We start from the raw sequence: 17,131 nt of genomic DNA on the forward strand, positions 1-17,131 counted from the left end.
AATAACGCGCACGAACGTGCGTTTTTTGAATCAATGTGGCGGGTGGTGGGGGCGGATTGCGCAATTGGTGATGCACAAAAGCTGACAAAAATGTAATGCGAAACCACTAAACTGAGCCCAAAATCTTCGGCAGATCCTTACATCGCATTACCTCGAACGGCGCTATTGTTTAGCCTGACGCGGCCGGCTTTCTGGCGCGCGAACACAAGGATCCCCGCCGTTGGCTAGTACTCATTTCAATTGCACCGGCTGTGGCAAATGCTGCACCGACCTGCGCCTGCCCCTGACCTTCCCCGAAGCTGTTCGCTGGCTGGAGCGCGGCGGACAGGTGGATTTGCTGTGCGAAGCGCTGCCGTGGCCCGTCGAGCCGGAGGCCGACAACGCTTACGCCGCCTACAAACGCAAGCGCACGTTCGCGGCCGATAGCGGTGAATTGCCGATCCGCGTGGGCGTGACACTGGCCGCGACGTTTTCGGGCCCATGCCCGAATCTCGGCGAGGACAAGCGTTGCGGCATTTATGAAACGCGGCCGCTTGTGTGCCGCGTCTATCCCGCCGAAATCAATCCGTTCTTTACGTTGAAGCCGGAATTCAAGCTCTGCCCGCAAGACGCGTGGCAAGCGCCGACGCCGTTCGCCATCGACGGCGTGCTGGTCGACGCGGTCACGCGCGATGCGATCGACGCAAGCCGTCGCGCGGACGAATCGTCCGTCGAGATGAAACGTGCGCTATGCGAGCGCCTGGGTGTCGACCAGGCTTCGGTGGCCAATGAAGGTTTTGTGTGCGTCACGCCAGAACGCGAGCGCCTGCTTCAGGCGCTGATCGACGTGCAGAACGATGCGGGCGCGCACAGTGCGCCGCCGCAAGCATGGACGCTCGTATCGAACCGCCGTGCGACGGTGGATACGCTGATTCAGGTGGGTGCACATGGTGCGATGGATGTCGATGCCAGCCGCGACGGCAACCAGTACATCGGGCTTTAAGGGGTGTCTTTAAACGCTGGATTTAAATTCAGCGTTTAAATCCGCTTTAAATCAGTCCTGCGAGTCCGCTTCGTCCGGCGTTGCGTCCACGGCGGCCTCGTCCTCGCTGCAATCGGCGAACACGATCCGGTTGCGTCCCGTGCGTTTCGCGCGATAGAGCGCGCCATCGGCCGCCTCGATCAGCGCGCGGGCCGCCGCTCCCTTGTCCGCCGTCGTCCCCGGCGTGACCGCCACGCCAATCGACAGCGTGACCGGCACTTCGCCGCCATCGTTGTCGCGCACCACCAGCGCCTGCACGGCGCGGCGCACGCGCTCGGCGACCACGTTCGCATTCGCGCGGTCGCCTTGCAGCACGGCCACGAATTCCTCGCCGCCGAAGCGCGCAACCGTCTCGCCGAGCCGCACCGCCGAACGGATGCACGCCCCCACCGCCGCCAGCGCGCGATCGCCCACGGCGTGACCGTGCGTGTCGTTGACCAGCTTGAAATAGTCGAGATCCATGAAGAGGCATGCGACCGACACCGCATGACGTGCGGCGCGCTGCAATTCCTCTTCGAGCCGCATTTCGAAGTATCGCCGGTTAGGCAAGCCCGTGAGCGAATCGGTCATGCCCAGATGCTTCAGTTGCTCGCGCTGCGCGACGTTCACGAGCCCCGCGCTCACAAAGCCCGCGAAGCGCGCCAGCAGATCGGTCGCCATGCCTTCGGCGAAACGCTCGCTGCTCTCGCTCACCAGGCTCAGGTAGCCAAGCAGACCGGAGCGGTGCCGCAATGGCAGGATCGCCGCGCTCGCATTGTCTGGCGTCGCGCCGAGCAGCGCCGCCTGCACGTCCTCGCTCAACATGTCCACCGGGCCGAGTTGTGGCGCGCTCGCACTCAGATCGAGTCCCGCCGTGCGGCCCCAGCGTAGTTGCCCGCTCGCCGGTGCGGATTGCGCAACGGCCGCGTGCAATTCGGCCGCCAGGCGCGCGCCGTCGTCCAGCCAGAGCGTTGCCGCGCGCAGCTCGAACACCTGCACGAGTTCGCCCGTCAATATGTCGAGAAAGGCCGCGAAATCCTCCGCCTCGATCAGGCGCAGCTCGATTTGCTGGAAGCGTTGCAGCGCACGCTCGTTGCGTTGGACGGTGTTCACGAGCGAACGCAGGCGCTCGCCGATATTGGTCGATTCGGTCACAGGAACACCGGGTGTGGATATCCCGTGCTTATCGGCAGTTCTGCTTTGCGGCTTTAGTGCGATTTACGCAATGATTCATTGGCGGTTTCACGTGCGCGCCCCTCATTTGGGCTGCACTTCGGCGGCCTTGGCGATGGCGGCGGCCGCATGTGTCTGCGCGTCGAGCAAGGCACGCAAGGTCACCTGGCTGGACGCGAGCGCCTCAGAGGTAGCGCCGATGCGCCGCGCGCGCGGTTCATGCGCGTGAATCGTCGAGCGCACCAGCGGATAGATCTGCGTGTCCCAGCGCCGCCCGTTGAATACGCCGTAATGCCCCGCGCCCGTTTGCACGTGATGGGTTTTCATGTAAGGCCGCAGCCCGGAACACAATTCCTGCGCCGCCACGGTCTGACCCACTGCGCAGATATCGTCCTTCTCGCCTTCGACCGTCAAGAGCGCCGTGCGCCGGATCGCGTGCGGCTCGACCAGGCGATCGCCCACTTTCAGTTTGCCCAGCGGCAGCGCATATTCCTGAAACACGGTGCGCACGGTCTCCAGATAAAACTCTGCCGTGAGGTCGCTGGTGGCGAAATATTCCTCATAAAAAACACGGATCGCCTGCGCCTTCGCGGCATCGCCCTGGGCGCGTTCGCGGCGCATCTCGGCAAACGACGCCAGGTGCCGTTCGAGATTCATCGACATGAACGCACTCAACTGCACGAAGCCTGGATAGACGCGCCGGTGCGCGCCCGCGAAACCGCCCGGCACCGCCCCAATCAGATTGCGCTCGAACCATTCAATCGGCTTACTGTTGGCCAGGTCGTTCACCGTCGTGGGATTGACGCGGCAATCGATCGGCCCGGCCATGAGCGTCATGCTCGCAGGCTGCGCGGGATCGTTGTCGGCGGCCATCAGCGCGACCGCCGCGAGCGCGGCGACGGTCGGCTGGCAGATCGCCACCAGATGCGCGTCGGGGCCGATGCGGCGGATAAAGGCCATCACGTGCTCGACGTATTCGTCAAAGCCAAAGCGCCCAGCGGCAAGCGGCACGTCGCGCGGGTTGTGCCAGTCGGTGATATAGACGTCGTGATCGGCCAGCATCGTGCGCACGGTGCCGCGCAGCAGCGTGGCGAAGTGCCCGGACATCGGCGCAACCAGCAGCACGCGCGGCTGCGGCGCACTGCCTTGCGGCCACTCCTTGCGAAAACGCAGCAGCGTGGCAAACGGCGTGCGCTTGACGACCTCCTCCGTCACCGCCACACGCTCGCCTTCTACGTCGACGAAATCGATGCCGAACGGCGGCCTCGCGTGCGTGAGTCCGGCCATCTCGATCATTTCGCACCAGGCGTCGAGTTCGCGCACATCGAAACCCGTTGCGAGCGCGGGCCACGCAGCCAGCGACGCGCGCGTGAGCGACGCGGCGGCGCGCCACGGCAGCATGAGATCCGCGTACGCCTGATAGGCGGGATAAGCAAGCAGGTTCATGTCGCGCCCATGCGGTAAAAGTCCTTCAATGGCAGGCAATAGCTATGCCAACGCCGCGCACATTGGCATGCGCCTTGCACCCAAATCGATCAACGCGACGTCACGCCCTCCTTGCAGCGCTTTGCGCGCACATGGCGTGTCATGAATGCCTCAACGTAGTGCATGGGCGCGACATTCACGGTGCGCGTTCGCCCGCGAGGTGCGCTCAAGCCGTGCACAGTGCTCAGGAGAGCTGCATGAATCAGACGAATACGATGAATACGAGCCTTACGATCAGCAGTCGCAATTATTCGTCGTGGTCGATGCGCGGCTGGCTGCTCGCGAAGCTCGCGGGCCTCGAATTCGAAACCGTGACGGTGCCCGTCGACGACGCTGCCGCGCGCGCAGAACTGCTGCTGCTCTCGCCGTCGATTCTCGTGCCCTGCCTGCGGCACGACGGCATCGAGATCTGGGACACGCTCGCGATCTGCGAATACCTCAACGAAATCAGCCCGCAGGCGCAATTGCTTCCCGCCGACCGCAAAGCGCGCGCGCATTGCCGCTCCGTTTGCGGAGAAATGCACTCGGGCTTCAGCGCATTGCGTTCCGCGCTGCCGATGAACCTGCGCGGCCGCTTCCCGAATTTCCGCATCTGGTCGCGCGCGCAAGACGATATCGAACGCATCGTGACGATCTGGCGCGAGTGCCTCGCGCAATATGGCGGCCCGTGGCTGTTCGGTGAAATCGGCGCGGCGGACGCGATGTATGCGCCAGTCGTCACGCGCCTGCTCACCTACGAAGTGCCCATCGACGCCGACATTGGCGACTACTGCCTGCGCGTGCTCAAGCAGCCCTACGTGGCGGAATGGATCGCAGCAGCGCAGGCGGAAACCGTGGACATCGACGAACTGGATATGGAATTCTAGGCGGCAATCCGCACGCCCATTATTTCGTCATACATGGCAATTCATTGGCGAACACAACGCCTGCACCGCCGTAAAGAACGACGCGACCAGGCGGCTCTCGCGGCGCTCCTTCAGGCAACACACATGAATGTGCGTCGAGATCGGGTCGCCCTCGATGCGCACCTTGCGCAGCCGCTCGTCGGCCACGTATTCGGACTCCGACACCGTCCCCACGCCCAGCCCGCGCGCCACCGCTTCACGTAACGCCTCGCGGCTGCCAATCTCCATCGCGACACGTGGCGCCGCGCCAATACCGGCCAGCGCTTCTTCCAGCGCCAGCCGCGTGGTCGAACCGGCCTCGCGCATCAGCAGCCGCTCGTCCGCCAGTTCGGCCAGCCTGATCGAGCGCCGCCGCGCGAATGCGTGCGCCGCATGCACGAACACCACCACGGGATAGCGCGCGTAGAGCTGCATGTGATAGCGCTCGTCGTCGGATGCGCGCGCAACCACGCCCACATCGCAGGTGTAGGCGTCGAGTTCGCGCATCACATGCTCCGAATTGCCGAGCGTGACGGACAGGTGCATCTGCGGATGGCGCGCGTTATAGGCCTCGATCATTTCCGTCACATGAAACGGCCCGACCGCGCCGATCTTGAGCGAGCCATGCGTGAGCGCGCCGCTGTCACGCAGCAGCGAGATCGCATCGTTCTCCAGCCCTCCGATCTGGCGTGCAATCGGCAACAGATCGAGCCCGACATCGGAAAGCTCGACGCGCCGCCCGCGCCGATGAAACAGCTGAACGCCGTGTTCCTGCTCCAGCGCCTGAATCTGCGAGGTCACGGTGGTCTGGCTCATGTTCAGCGCGCGCGCGGCCGCCGTGAAGCCGCCGTGATGCACCACTGCGATAAAGGCGCGGATCTGGGTCAATGTCATAGGCACGTCATCTTAATGACCGATGTTCGATCGATCGAGTTTTTCGGTGAATGCACCGAATTTCAACGGGTATTTCGATCATAGCGGCGTCATGTGTCAAAACTATTCTGCTGCTCACACCCGGACGGAATACATCGCGAATCGCCGGATTCGTCTGATGTGAAGTCCCCACCCCGACCCCCTGGCTTTTTCGGTGCGAGCATGACGACTACCCCTGCCCTCGACGTTCACTCCCTTAATCAGGCACTCGATGCGCGCGCACGCAATCCGCGCCGCGCGACGCCGTATCGCGGCCCGGTCACCACCGCGATCTTCGACTGGGCCGGCACGGTGCTGGACTTTGGCTGCATTGCGCCGGTCGAGGCCTTCTGCGAAGCGTTCGCGCTCGCCGAACTGCCGATCAGCGTGGAAGAAGCGCGTGCGCCGATGGGCGCCGCCAAGCGCGAGCACATCGCCATGATCCTGCGCGACGCCAACGTGCAGGCGCGCTGGCAGGCGCAGTTTGGCCGCGCTTCCAATGAAGGCGATATCGACGCGCTCTACGCCTCGTTCCTGCGCATCGACGAAATCAACGTCGCCAAATACAGCGCACTGATTCCGGGCGCCCTGGAAACGATCGCGGCGCTGCGCGCACGCGGCATCGCCATCGGCAGCACCACGGGCTATCCGCGCGAGGTGATGAAGAACCTTCAGCCGATTGCCGCCGCGCACGGTTACGCGCCCGACTTCTGCTGCACCGTGAGCGACGTGGCGCGCGGCCGTCCGTGGCCCGACATGTGCCTTGCCAACGCGCTCGCACTGGGCGCGGCGCACGTGCAAAGCTGCGTGGTGGTGGACGACAGCCCCACTGGCCTGGAAGCGGGCCTTGCCGCCGGCATGTGGACGGTGGGCATCGTGGCGACCGGCAACGAAGTGGGCCTCTCGCTCGCGCAATGGCAGGCGCTCGACGCCGATGCGCGCGAAGCGCTGCTGGCCCCCGCGCGCGACAAACTCGCTCGCACCGGCGCGCATTTCCTGATCGATAGCATCGCGGAACTGCCCGGCGTGATCGACGCCATCGAATGCGCACTGGCCGCAGGAGAAGCAGCATGAGCGGCAACCTGCATACGTGGAATTTTCACAACCCGGTGCGCGTGCGCTTTGGCGCGGGCTCGCTCGATGAAATCGGCGAAGCCATTGCAGGCCGCCGCTATGTCATCGTGACTTACCCCGATGCCCTGTTCGCCGATCTCGCGGATCGTATCGAAGCGCGCAACGGCCCCGCACTCGGACGCATCGATTCGGTCGAAGCGAATCCCTCGGTGCCGATGCTGCGCCGCGCGTGCGAACAACTGGCCGCGCTCGAAGACGCACCCGAAGTGCTGATCGCGCTGGGCGGCGGCTCCGTGATGGACAGCGCGAAAGTGCTGGCCGCCGAGCACGGCGCATTCGAACCCGTGCTCGCCTACCTCGAAGGCGCCGAAGCGACGGGCCGCCGCGCGCTGCCAATCATCGCGATTCCCACCACGGCGGGCACCGGCAGCGAAGTGACCTGCTGGGCCACGGTGTGGGATCCGCAGAACGACCGCAAGCTCTCGCTCTCGCGCGAAGACCTCTATGCGGAAGCCGTGATCGTCGATCCGAGCCTGATGGTCGGTCTGCCGATGCAGCCGACCATCGCCAGCGGCCTCGATGCGCTTTCGCACGCACTGGAGAGCATCTGGAACGTCCACGCGAATCCCGTCACGCGCGGCCTCGCGATTCACGCGGCGCGCGAGCTGATTTCCGGCCTGCAACGCGTGAGCGCCAATCCCCAGGATCTGGAAGCACGCGGTGCGATGGCGCTCGGCGCGCTGCGCGCCGGTCTCGCATTCTCCAATACGCGCACCGCACTCGCTCACAACATCTCGTACGCCATCACGCTCTCGCGCGGCGTGGCGCACGGCATCGCGTGCTCGTTCTGCCTGCCCGCCGTGATGGAAGCGGCGCTGGGTGTGGACGCCGATTGCGACGCGGCACTGGGCGAGATCTTCGGCGATATCGACGAGGCGCCTGCACGCCTCGCCGCGCTGCTCGACAAGCTGGGCGTATCGAGCCATCCCTCGGCATACGGCGTGGACGCGCAGCAATGGGAAACCATCGTCGATCACGCCTTCGACGGTGCGCGCGGGCGCAACTTCATCGGCCAGCGCGCGAACTTTCCGCACATCGACTTCGCCCCGCAAGCGCCCGCCGCCGCGGTGCACTGAAACTGAAACGTCGCTCAACTGAACTCATCGATATTCACCGCTCAGGAGAATCCAGCGTGACTATGCAAACCCCTGCACCGCGCGCCGTCGAAACCGACGCGCTCGCGCGCCTCGACAACATGCCGTGGACGCGCTTTCATACGCTGATGCTGGTCGCCCTTGGCGTCGGCTGGGCGCTCGACTCGTTCGAGACCAACATCATCGGCAGTGTATTCGGTGTCCTGAAGACTCAATGGCACCTGAGCTCCGCCCAGGGATCGCTCGCCGTCAGCATCTGGGTGTTCGGGATGCTGGTGGGTGCAATCGGCTTTGGCTATCTTGCCGATCGCTACGGCCGCAAGAAACTCTTTCTCGCCACGCTGCTGTGGTACGCATTCTTCAGCGTCGCCACGGTGTTCTCGTGGAACTACGAGTCGTTCCTGTTCTTCCGCGCCATGACCGCGCTCGCAGTGGGCGGCGAATACTCGGCGGTCACGGCGACGATGGGCGAGTTCATCCCGCGCCGCCACCGCGGTCGCACCGATTCGCTGATTCTCTCGGGCTTCCCGGTAGGCGCACTGCTTTCGGCGGCGATTTCGTACCTCGTGCTCAACCATCTGCCCGGCGCGATCTCCTGGCGCGTGGGTTTTGGCTTCGGCACCACCATGGCGCTGCTGTTCTTCTGGATTCGCCGCGTGATTCCCGAATCGCCGCGCTGGCTCCTGCAACAAGGCCGCGTCGCCGAAGCCGAAGCGATCGTCGAAAAAATCGCCTCCAGCGCCGCGCACAGCAAGCTCACGCAGCAGGAACGCGCACAGGCCGTGCAGCGCTATCCGAAAACCGCGCTCGTGCCGGTGCATCCCACCTTCCTGCGCAACCTGCGCGAGCTGTTCGGCGCGTACCGCATGCGTTGCGGCCTGGCCAGCGCGCTCAACTTCTCGCAAGCCGCTGTGGTCTATGGCGTGCTCTCGCTGATGGCGCTCGTGATCCTGCCTTATATGAAGGTCTCCGCCGCCGACATGCCGATCTACTACGTCTACGGCAACGCCGCCGCGCTCGCGGGCGGCCTGACCGCCGCCGTGCTGGTCGAGGCCTGGGGACGCCGCGCCTCGCTGTTCGTGAGCTACACCTTCACGACGCTCGCCATTGTGGTGATCTACGCGATGCACACGCTGCCCGGCATGGTAATCGGCTATTGCCTGATCCAGTTCGGCGTGACGTGGGCGTACATCTCGGGCTATGTGGTGTCGTCGGAAATCCTGCCCACGCGCATTCGCGCCACGGGTCTGGGCATCTCCGTCGCGGTGGGCCGACTGGGCGCCGTCATCGCCCCGCTGATGCTGACCAATGTGTACGCGGCGTCAGGCACGCCCTCGGCGGCACTGATTGGACTGCTGCTGCTCGCCTTGCCTGGCCCGATCGCAGCGGCAGCGTGGTGGATGATGGGTCGCGAGACGCGCAACGTGTCGCTGGAAGAAGGCAGCGTGGACGACGGCTTCAGCGTGTCTGCCGAAGGGGTGCCGCACGTAGCCTGATAGAAAACAGTTGAATATATGCAGTACCGCGCGGCGCGAGGTTCTTTCGAACCTCGCGCCGTTTTGTTTTGGCTGTGCGCTTTGGGCCGGGATCGCTTTTTGCTAAATCAACTCAATTAATTCCGGACGCGAAAGCGTCGGCTTATTTTTCGATTTAGCAATAAAGAAGATCAGAGCCTGGACAATGACACAACACCGCCAGCAAGCTTTCAACTTACTTAGCCTTCCAAAGCCGGCGGGTTTAAATCGCCACGCTAAAGTCGGCGCCGATCGACATTTCTGGCGTCCAGCACACCGTCGGGTCGAAAGCGCTTGCCAGCGTCGCTTGCACGCACTCACACCACGCCATTCCTCATATTGTTTAGCGCTCTATACATGCCTTCCCTTTACCACTTTTAAAACCAGCGGCATCTTTTTCTGGGTGTTCGATAGCACGCTAACTTCTTGCCTATTTTTTATCGCAAGATTTTCCGAATCACTATCTAGCCCGGATTATTTCGTTCCCGCTGAAAAACTTTTTTACATGTTCGTACCGCTTCACTCATTCGTCACCGATTAATATCTGACCCAATACGAATAAAAGACAGGCGGCGAAATGAACTTCAAGACGCGGTCGATTTCAGCAGGACGATGGGGCGTGATTGCCGGGGCCTCGTACACGCGTGCACGCGCGCAAAAACGTGTTGCTGTTCGTCAGCAATGCACTTCCCTATTTCTCGATTTACACAACGCCGCTGCACCGGTCGCTTCAACCGGCACGCGTGCACACGCACCGCCCGACCGATCTGGCAGGTCGCGCTGACCTGACTCACTCATTGCCAGAAGCGCAGGCGCACTGACGCCACGCTTCGCTCCATGCGCCGGACGGATCGTCCGTCGCCGGCCCAACTCGTCCCGAGAGAACTGCACTTGATCTCCTGCACGCATCGCGCGCCGCGCGCACTCATGCTTTCTGCCGCCTGTTTCGGCGTACTAATCAATGTTCCGGCCCTTGCCGCCGACGCCAATGCCGACGGCTTCGCCCAGCTCAACCGCAGCGTGCCCGTCACGCGCGTCGTGACGCTGCGCGAACTCGGCCTGCTCAGCGCAGTGACGCTGACCGCGCCCGATACCCGCCGCGAGTTTTTCCTGCCCGTTCCCGCCGATGTGCCGATCAGCGACGCCACGCTGCAATTCGACGGCGGCTACGTGCGCGGCGACGGCGGCCGCACGACCATGCTGCTGTCGCTAGACGGATCGCCGGTGGCGTCGCGCGCGCTCGACAAGTCCGAGGGCGGCGTGAGCGTGAACCTGGGCGTCGACGGCGCGGCGCGCTCCGTGGGTTTCGTGCGGCTGGGCCTGGGCTACGCTTCGGTCATCAATGACAACGTCTGCACCGACCAGACCGCGATTGGCAACGTGCTGCGCGTCGATCCCTCCACGCGCCTGAGTTACCGCTTCGACCCTGCCGATGTGCGCGACCTGCGCACCGCGTGGAGCGCGCTGCCCTACGCACCGGTGCTCACGGTCGCGGGCGCGCAACTGGATGCGGCCTCGCTCGACACGGCCTGGCGCACCGACGCCCTGCTCCAGCGCGACGGCAAGCGGCCCACGATGCAGGCCGTGCCCGCCGTGGGTCAACCCGCCGACCTGCGCGGCCTGGACGTGACGTCCGTGCCTGCACCGCTGCGCGCGATCCCCGCCTTCGATGCGCTCGCAACGGCCGCGAGCGCCCCCGACGCAAGCCAGCACGTCATCGCCAGCGAGGCCGAACTGGGCGCGCTGCTCGCGCTCGCGCCGCGCAACGCCTTCAGCCCCGACGTGCTGCTTGCGGACGCCGCCTTGCGCACGCGCTTCAATGCAGCGCTTGACGCCTTGCGCGCGCAGGTCGCGGCGAGCGCACCCGGCGAGTTGCCCGGCTTCGACGCATGGCGCGCGAACACTGCGGCGCAGATCGTCGCGCCGCTGGCCGCCGGCGAAGCCCGCGTGGCCCACTATGGCGGGCGCGCCGTGATCGTCGTGGGCGACAACGCGGGCGCGAGCGTGCTCGCACATAGCTGGCGCCCCATCGACGTCGCGCAGCGCGTGGTGGTGCATCACATCGATCCGGGCGCTCGCCTGCACGGCGACAGCATCCTGCTGTCCGACCTTGGCGGCGAACCGCGCAGCGTCGACGTCCATTCGATCGACTCGTGGGAAGCGAGCTTCGACCTGGCCGCCGCGTCCGGCGAAAAGAAACTGCCCGATGAAGTCGTGCTCGATCTCGCGGCCTCGCCCACGCTCTCAAACGGCGCGGCCACCGCCACGGTCTATTTCAACGACGTGATGATCGGCGCGAAGCTGCTCGACGTGGACGGCCACCGCGAACGCCTGCGTTTGAAGATCCCGCGCTATGCGCTTGCGCGCACCAACGACCTGCGCGTGACGTTCCGCCGACAACCCGATGCGGGCTGCCAGGCGCGCCAGGCCTATCCCGTCGCCGTGCTGCCCAGCAGCTATCTGAAGCTCGCGGACGGCACGCCCGGTGCGGACTTCGTCGGCATGGCCGCACGTTATGCGTCGTCGGCGACCGTGATCGTCCCGCAGGCGTACCTGGACGACGCGCTGCATAGCGTGCCGCGCCTCGCCGTGCTCACCGGCGCAGCCGGTGTCGCGCCCTTGCCCGCGCGTTTTGAGGTGATCGGCAAGGGGCAGTCCGCACATCCGTCGGGGCCGTTCCTCGCCACCGACGTCGCGCTCGCCGACGAGAGCGATCCCGTCGCGTTCTCGCCCGACCGTCTGCAACTGAGCTCCAGCAAGGGCGACAAGCTGATCGACGTCTCCGGCCTCTCGCGCCTCGCGGTGCTGAGCGTGGGCACATCGGGCGACGCGCACGGCATCGTCTATCGCTCGACGGGCGCCGCGCCCGTGCTGACCGACAAGCTCCAGCTCTCGCGCGGCAACATCGCCGTGGTGGACGCGACGGGCGTGCTCAAGCGCTTCGACACCGTGAATCCCGATGATCTCACCGCCACCGGCGCGGACAGCACCGCATGGGTCACGCACCATTGGGCGCGCTGGGGCATTCCGTTCGTGCTGATGTTGCTGCTGCTCGCGTTGATCATCATTGCGCAGATCGCCCGCAAGCGCCGCACCGCGCAGACGAGCGAAGAACGCCGCGCCGCCGCGCAACAGCCGCCCGCCAGCGCGAATGGCAATGGCAGTAACAACGGCAGCAAGGACGCCCCGCCGCGAGACAAGCCATGATGCTCGCGACGCTCGGCTTCTATGGGCGCATCGCCCTCGCGCAGTATTACCAGTGGCTGGAGCACGCGGCCGTGTTCATCTCGGCCATCATTTTGCTGTCGAGCCTTGACGACCTGTTCATCGACCTCTGGTACTGGATTCGCGAAACGGTGCGCCATTTCACGATCAAGCGGCAGTACAAGCCGCTTACCGTCGCACAGTTGCACCAGCGCACCGAGCAGCCGCTCGCGATCATCGTGCCCGCCTGGCACGAGCACGACGTGATTGCCGCGATGATCGAAGACCTCGTGCGGGTGCTCGATTACCGTGCGTATCGCGTGTTCGTCGGCACTTACCAGAACGATGCCGCGACCATCGCCGAAGTGGAGCGCATGCGCCATCGTTACAAGCACCTGCATCGCGTGGAGGTGCCGCACGACGGCCCGACCTGCAAGGCCGATTGCCTGAACTGGATCGTGCAGGCGGTGTTCCGCTACGAGTTCGAGGCGGGCACCGAATTCGCGGGCGTGGTGATGCACGACAGCGAGGACGTGCTGCATCCGCTCGAACTGAAGTTCTTCAATTACCTCCTGCCGCGCAAGGACATGATCCAGTTGCCGGTGGCGTCGCTTGAACGCGAATGGTGCGAGCTGGTGGCGGGCACCTATATGGACGAATTCGCGGAATGGCACGCGAAGGATCTGGTGGTGCGCGAGAGCCTGGTGGGCGCGGTGCCGTCGGCGGGCGTGGGCACCTGTTTCTCGCGCCGCGCGATGCTCGCACTGATCGCCGACACCGAGGCGCAGCCCTTCAACACCGAAAGCCTCACTGAGGACTACGACATCGGCGAGCGTATCGGCAGGATGGGGCTGCAATCGATTTTCGCGCGCTTCCCGGTGCAGTTCGTCACGCATCGCACGAGCTGGTTCGGCCTTGGCCCCGAGCGCGAAGTCACCACGACCATGCCGCTGTGCGTGCGCGAGTACTTCCCCGATACGCTTCGTACCGCTTATCGTCAGCGCGCGCGCTGGACGCTGGGCATCGGCCTGCAAGGCTGGGCGCTCACGGGCTGGACGGGCTCGATCGCCAACCGCTACCTGCTGCTGCGCGACCGCAAAGGCGTGGTGACGTCGTTCGTCGGCATGGTGGGCTACCTGCTGGTGATCCAGTTCATGCTGTTCGCGCTGGCGTCGCTGCTGGGCCTCACGCCCGACCTGTTCCCCTCGCCGTTCATCGATTCGCCGTGGATGAACACGCTGCTCACCGCGAACTTCATCGCGCTGTTGCTGCGCGTCGTGCAGCGCGTGATCTTCACGACGCGCCTGTATGGCTGGGAGCATGGCGTGCTGGCCGTGCCGCGCCTCGTCATCAGCAACTTCATCAATTTTCTGGCGGCGCTGCGCGCGTGGAGGCTGTTCCTGATCCACCTGGTCACGGGCAAGCGCCTCACGTGGGACAAGACGATGCACGACTTCCCGAGTGCGGGCGGCTTGCGCAACACGCGCCAGACGCTCGGCGAATTGCTGGTGTCGTGGCAGGCCATCGACCCGGCGACGCTCGAACGCGCGCTGCACGAAGAACACGCGCGCGAAGCGCCGCTTGGGCGCGTGCTGATGGCCAACGGCTGGCTCGACGAAGAAACGCTCGCCGAAGCCGTGGCGTTCCAGACCGACTTGCCGCGCGGCAACTTCGTGCCCGCGAAGCTCGACGACCCCGACAACCAGGTGCCCATCGACGTGCTCGTGCGCCTGCGCACGCTGCCACAGGGACTCGACGAGAACGGCCATGCCGTGTTCGTCGCGGCCAGCCTGCTATCGGACGCCGCCATCGACGACCTGCATGCGCTCACGCAGCGCACGGTGTCGCTGCATATCGTGCGCGAAAGCGAAGTGACGGCGGGCCTGCGCATCCTGCGCCGCGCGGAAGAACCCTTGCTCACCGGCGCGCACGGCGAAGTCGCCGTGATGTCGCCCGCCGACCTGGGCGCGACGCGCGGCGTGCCGCTGCTGGGCGACCTGCTGATCGAAATGGGCCTTGTTTCAAGGGCTAGATTCGACGCTGCGTTGCAGGACTATCGCCCCGAGCGCGACGGCCGCATCGGCGACTTCATGGTGGCGCGCCACATCATCTCGCGCGAGGCACTGCAAAGCGCCATTGCCGCACAACAGCAACTGCGCGACGCGCAAACGGGAGGCCGATGACGCGCGCCGTACTCAACAACACCATTTCACACCGCGCGCCGCGTGCAGCCGCCGCCGCGTGGCTGCTGGCTGCGCTCACCGTGCTCCATGCGCCTCAAGCTCATGCCGATCAGGTGCTGCCGCTTGAACTATCAGGCGCGGCGTACCGTGTCGCGCACGACGCCTATGCGGCTTACGGCGAGCATCGCTACGACGAGAGCGCGACGCTTGCTAGCGAGGCGATCCGCCAGCGGCCCGATGTGGCCGACCTGCGCGTGCTGCGCGCCAATGCGCTGGCGGCGGGCGGGCATCCGAAAGAAGCCGAACAAACCTTGAGCGATGCGATTCGCGAACTTGGGCCAATTGAGGTGCTGGTCGCGCGGCGCGCGCAGATTGCGGCTGCGGGGGCGGGCGGCGCAAGCGACTTGCCCGGCCATGCAGGCGTGGAGGCACGCGCGGCCTATAGCGCGTACGCACACAAGGACTATGACGGCGCCATCGACCATGCCCGGCAAGCGATTGCGCTGGCGCCCAATGTCGAGCGGCTGCGCTACCTGCTGATCGACGCGCTTGCCGCAGCCGGTCACGACGATGAAGCATGGGTGGCCGTGCAGGACGCAACGGCACAAACCGGCGACACAACGGAGCTACGCACGCGCCGCACGTTCATCGGCGCAAAGCTCGCACCGCAGGCGTCGATCGCCGCTTATGACGCGCGTGAGCGCGGCGACCTGGAGACGGCGCAAAAGCTCGCGCAACAGGCGGTGGCTTATGCGCCGGATCGCGCCGCATTGCGGATGCAGCTGCTCGACGTGCTGTTTGCGCGCGGCGACATGGCGGGTGCGCAAGCCGCCGCCAGCGCGGCCATCGAAGCAGACCGCACGAATCCGCTCGCCTGGACGCTGCGCGGCTATGCACGCGCGGCGCAGCATGAAAACGGCGCTGACGATGACTTCTCGCATGCCATCGCGCTGTCGTCGAATGATTCGGATAACCAGGCAATGGCAAACGCAAGCGACGACGCGAAGCGAGCCTTACGCGACGCCCGCACCGCGCGTGCGATCATCGCCGACGTGCGGCTCGCGCAGCATCGCCCGCAGCAGGCGCTGGATGTGCTCGCGCCGCTGGGCGTGGCCCACGACGACACTGACGCCGTCATCGACCTGCGCCGCCAGCGCGCGCATCGCATGCTGGCCGCCCGTGATGCAGGCCACATGGCGGACATCGATCCGCTGGCGCGCCCGATCTTCGACTGTCACGACGACCGCTTTGGTGCATCGTGCGATCTCTACGCCGCCGATCCCGCCTTCGCGGACGTGCGCACCGCGCGCGAAGCCACGGCGCGCGGCGATCATGCCGCTGCCGTCACCGCCATGCGTTCCGCGGTGGCCGCCGCGCCCGACGACCCGCAGCACCGGCTGGAACTGATCGACGCACTCGTCGCGAACGGAGACGACCATGCGGCGCGTGCCGCCGCACGCGATGCGCTCGCAAGCGGCGCGATCGACGGCATGGATCCGCTGCAGGTCGCATACCTCGCGCAGCGTGCAGGCGACACGCAACGCGCCTACACGGCGTTTGCCCAGGCCGACGCCCAGGGCGCGCTGCCGCCCTCCGCCACCGGCGACGCGGGCTACGCCGCCTTGCAGACGCACCACAACGCGCAAGGGGCGAAGTGGCTCGAACGCGCCATCGACCACGGCACGCAAGCCACGGACGACGCAACGCCGATGACCCCGCAGGCGCTCGCCGACGCCCGCAGCGCCCACGCCGACGCCACCCGCAACTGGGGCTTCAACGCCTCGCTCAACTATCGCGGCGGCGGCATCCAGAACGGCCTCGTCACCAACCCGACACCCGGCATCGCCAACAACTGGCAAGCGGGCACCGAAGCCTACTGGCGTCCTTTCGGCAGCCTGGGCGAACGCGCCTTCGAACTTTACGCGCGCGGCTACGAGAACTTCGGCGTGAAGGGCGATTCGCCTTCGGGCGTGCAGACCTTGCAGGCGGCGCTGGGCGCGCGCGTGAAGCCGTTCACCTCGACCAACGCGATCTTCGCCTTCGAGCGCATCCTGCCGATCGGCTCCAGCGTGCGCGGCGACTGGCTCGCGCGCGCGGCGTGGTCGGATGGCTTCGGCACGACCTTGCGACAGGACGTGCCGAGCTGGTGGACGGGCGTGGCGTATGGCGAAGTCGGTCACTACATCGAGCATCCATCGACCTACGCGACCGCCAATGTGCGGCTGGGCCGCACGTTCCGGCTCGATGCGATCGATCCGCGCCTGACGATCTTCCCGCATCTGGTAGCGGGCGCGGACTACGATTCGGCAATCGACCATAGTGTGCCGGTCGGTATCGGCGCGGGCGTCGCGGCGCGTTTCTGGTTCCGTGGCGGCCCGTATGACGCGCCGCGCTCGTTCGTCGATGTATCGGTGCAGTATCGCGTGCGCGTGGCTGGCGACGATCGCGCAAAGGGCGTGTTTTTTGGCGCGACGTTCTCGTATTGATTACATGCGATGTAATTGGCGCGCCGCGCGGGCGCGCCTACTCTTTGCCTGTCGCGCGGCCA

Annotated in this window: 11 protein-coding genes; 8 read left to right on the forward strand and 3 right to left on the reverse strand. The window is 65.6% G+C overall.

Annotated elements, in window-relative coordinates; translation table 11 throughout:
* Positions 1-220: 220 nt before the first annotated feature.
* Positions 221-982, forward strand: a complete 762-nt coding sequence (locus BBA01S_RS40705) for a YkgJ family cysteine cluster protein (RefSeq protein ID WP_042296598.1) — start codon at positions 221-223, stop codon at positions 980-982.
* A 51-nt stretch (positions 983-1,033) separates the two neighbouring features.
* On the opposite strand, the gene BBA01S_RS09600 is transcribed toward BBA01S_RS40705, so the two are convergent.
* Positions 1,034-2,155: a GGDEF domain-containing protein gene (locus BBA01S_RS09600; RefSeq protein WP_042296599.1), complete on the reverse strand. Its 1,122-nt coding sequence runs from the start codon at positions 2,153-2,155 to the stop codon at positions 1,034-1,036.
* Positions 2,156-2,257: 102 nt separating this feature from the next.
* Positions 2,258-3,619 carry a polyhydroxyalkanoate depolymerase gene (locus BBA01S_RS09605; RefSeq protein ID WP_027816240.1) on the reverse strand — a complete coding sequence of 454 codons (1,362 nt, stop codon included), beginning with the start codon at positions 3,617-3,619 and terminating at the stop codon, positions 2,258-2,260.
* A gap of 236 nt (positions 3,620-3,855) precedes the next feature.
* Here BBA01S_RS09605 and BBA01S_RS09610 point away from each other — a divergent pair, with 236 nt between their 5' ends.
* Positions 3,856-4,524, forward strand: coding sequence for a glutathione S-transferase family protein (locus BBA01S_RS09610; protein ID WP_027816241.1), 669 nt, complete (start codon positions 3,856-3,858; stop codon positions 4,522-4,524).
* A 27-nt stretch (positions 4,525-4,551) separates the two neighbouring features.
* Here the strand turns inward: BBA01S_RS09610 and BBA01S_RS09615 are convergent, their stop codons facing one another.
* The gene (locus BBA01S_RS09615; protein ID WP_027816242.1) at positions 4,552-5,436 is read right to left on the reverse strand and encodes a LysR substrate-binding domain-containing protein; all 885 of its coding nucleotides are present in this window, start codon (positions 5,434-5,436) and stop codon (positions 4,552-4,554) included.
* Between the two features lie 201 nt (positions 5,437-5,637).
* On the opposite strand from BBA01S_RS09615, the gene phnX reads away from it, so the two are divergent.
* The 6 genes from phnX to BBA01S_RS09650 all read left to right on the forward strand — a co-directional run bounded on the left by phnX (position 5,638) and on the right by BBA01S_RS09650 (position 17,069).
* Positions 5,638-6,528: a phosphonoacetaldehyde hydrolase gene (gene phnX / locus BBA01S_RS40710; RefSeq protein WP_084162037.1), complete on the forward strand. Its 891-nt coding sequence runs from the start codon at positions 5,638-5,640 to the stop codon at positions 6,526-6,528.
* An 8-nt stretch (positions 6,529-6,536) separates the two neighbouring features.
* On the forward strand, positions 6,537-7,664 hold the full coding sequence (gene psrA, locus BBA01S_RS09625; RefSeq protein WP_156965917.1) for an iron-containing alcohol dehydrogenase PsrA: 1,128 nt from the start codon (positions 6,537-6,539) through the stop codon (positions 7,662-7,664).
* A 62-nt stretch (positions 7,665-7,726) separates the two neighbouring features.
* Entirely contained in the window at positions 7,727-9,178 is a 1,452-nt protein-coding gene (locus tag BBA01S_RS40715; protein ID WP_042296600.1) for an MFS transporter, read from the forward strand.
* A 945-nt stretch (positions 9,179-10,123) separates the two neighbouring features.
* Positions 10,124-12,403, forward strand: a complete 2,280-nt coding sequence (locus BBA01S_RS40720) for a cellulose biosynthesis cyclic di-GMP-binding regulatory protein BcsB (protein ID WP_156965903.1) — start codon at positions 10,124-10,126, stop codon at positions 12,401-12,403.
* On the forward strand, positions 12,400-14,583 hold the full coding sequence (locus BBA01S_RS09645) for a glycosyl transferase family protein (protein ID WP_027816244.1): 2,184 nt from the start codon (positions 12,400-12,402) through the stop codon (positions 14,581-14,583). The genes BBA01S_RS40720 and BBA01S_RS09645 overlap by 4 nt, the downstream gene beginning before the upstream one ends.
* Complete coding sequence (locus BBA01S_RS09650; protein ID WP_156965904.1) at positions 14,580-17,069, forward strand: NfrA family protein; 2,490 nt, start codon at positions 14,580-14,582, stop codon at positions 17,067-17,069. The genes BBA01S_RS09645 and BBA01S_RS09650 overlap by 4 nt, the downstream gene beginning before the upstream one ends.
* The last annotated feature ends 62 nt before the right edge of the window (positions 17,070-17,131 follow it).

This window comes from Paraburkholderia bannensis NBRC 103871, assembly GCF_000685015.1.
GTDB lineage: Bacteria > Pseudomonadota > Gammaproteobacteria > Burkholderiales > Burkholderiaceae > Paraburkholderia > Paraburkholderia bannensis.

Coding starts and splice junctions, on each gene's coding strand:
- BBA01S_RS09605 (WP_027816240.1), bottom strand. CDS start 3,619: ATGAACCTGCTTGCTTATCCCGCCTATCAGGCGTACGCGGATCTCATG.
- BBA01S_RS09610 (WP_027816241.1), top strand. CDS start 3,856: ATGAATCAGACGAATACGATGAATACGAGCCTTACGATCAGCAGTCGC.
- BBA01S_RS09615 (WP_027816242.1), bottom strand. CDS start 5,436: ATGACATTGACCCAGATCCGCGCCTTTATCGCAGTGGTGCATCACGGC.
- phnX (WP_084162037.1), top strand. CDS start 5,638: ATGACGACTACCCCTGCCCTCGACGTTCACTCCCTTAATCAGGCACTC.
- BBA01S_RS40715 (WP_042296600.1), top strand. CDS start 7,727: ATGCAAACCCCTGCACCGCGCGCCGTCGAAACCGACGCGCTCGCGCGC.
- BBA01S_RS40720 (WP_156965903.1), top strand. CDS start 10,124: ATGCTTTCTGCCGCCTGTTTCGGCGTACTAATCAATGTTCCGGCCCTT.
- BBA01S_RS09645 (WP_027816244.1), top strand. CDS start 12,400: ATGATGCTCGCGACGCTCGGCTTCTATGGGCGCATCGCCCTCGCGCAG.
- BBA01S_RS09650 (WP_156965904.1), top strand. CDS start 14,580: ATGACGCGCGCCGTACTCAACAACACCATTTCACACCGCGCGCCGCGT.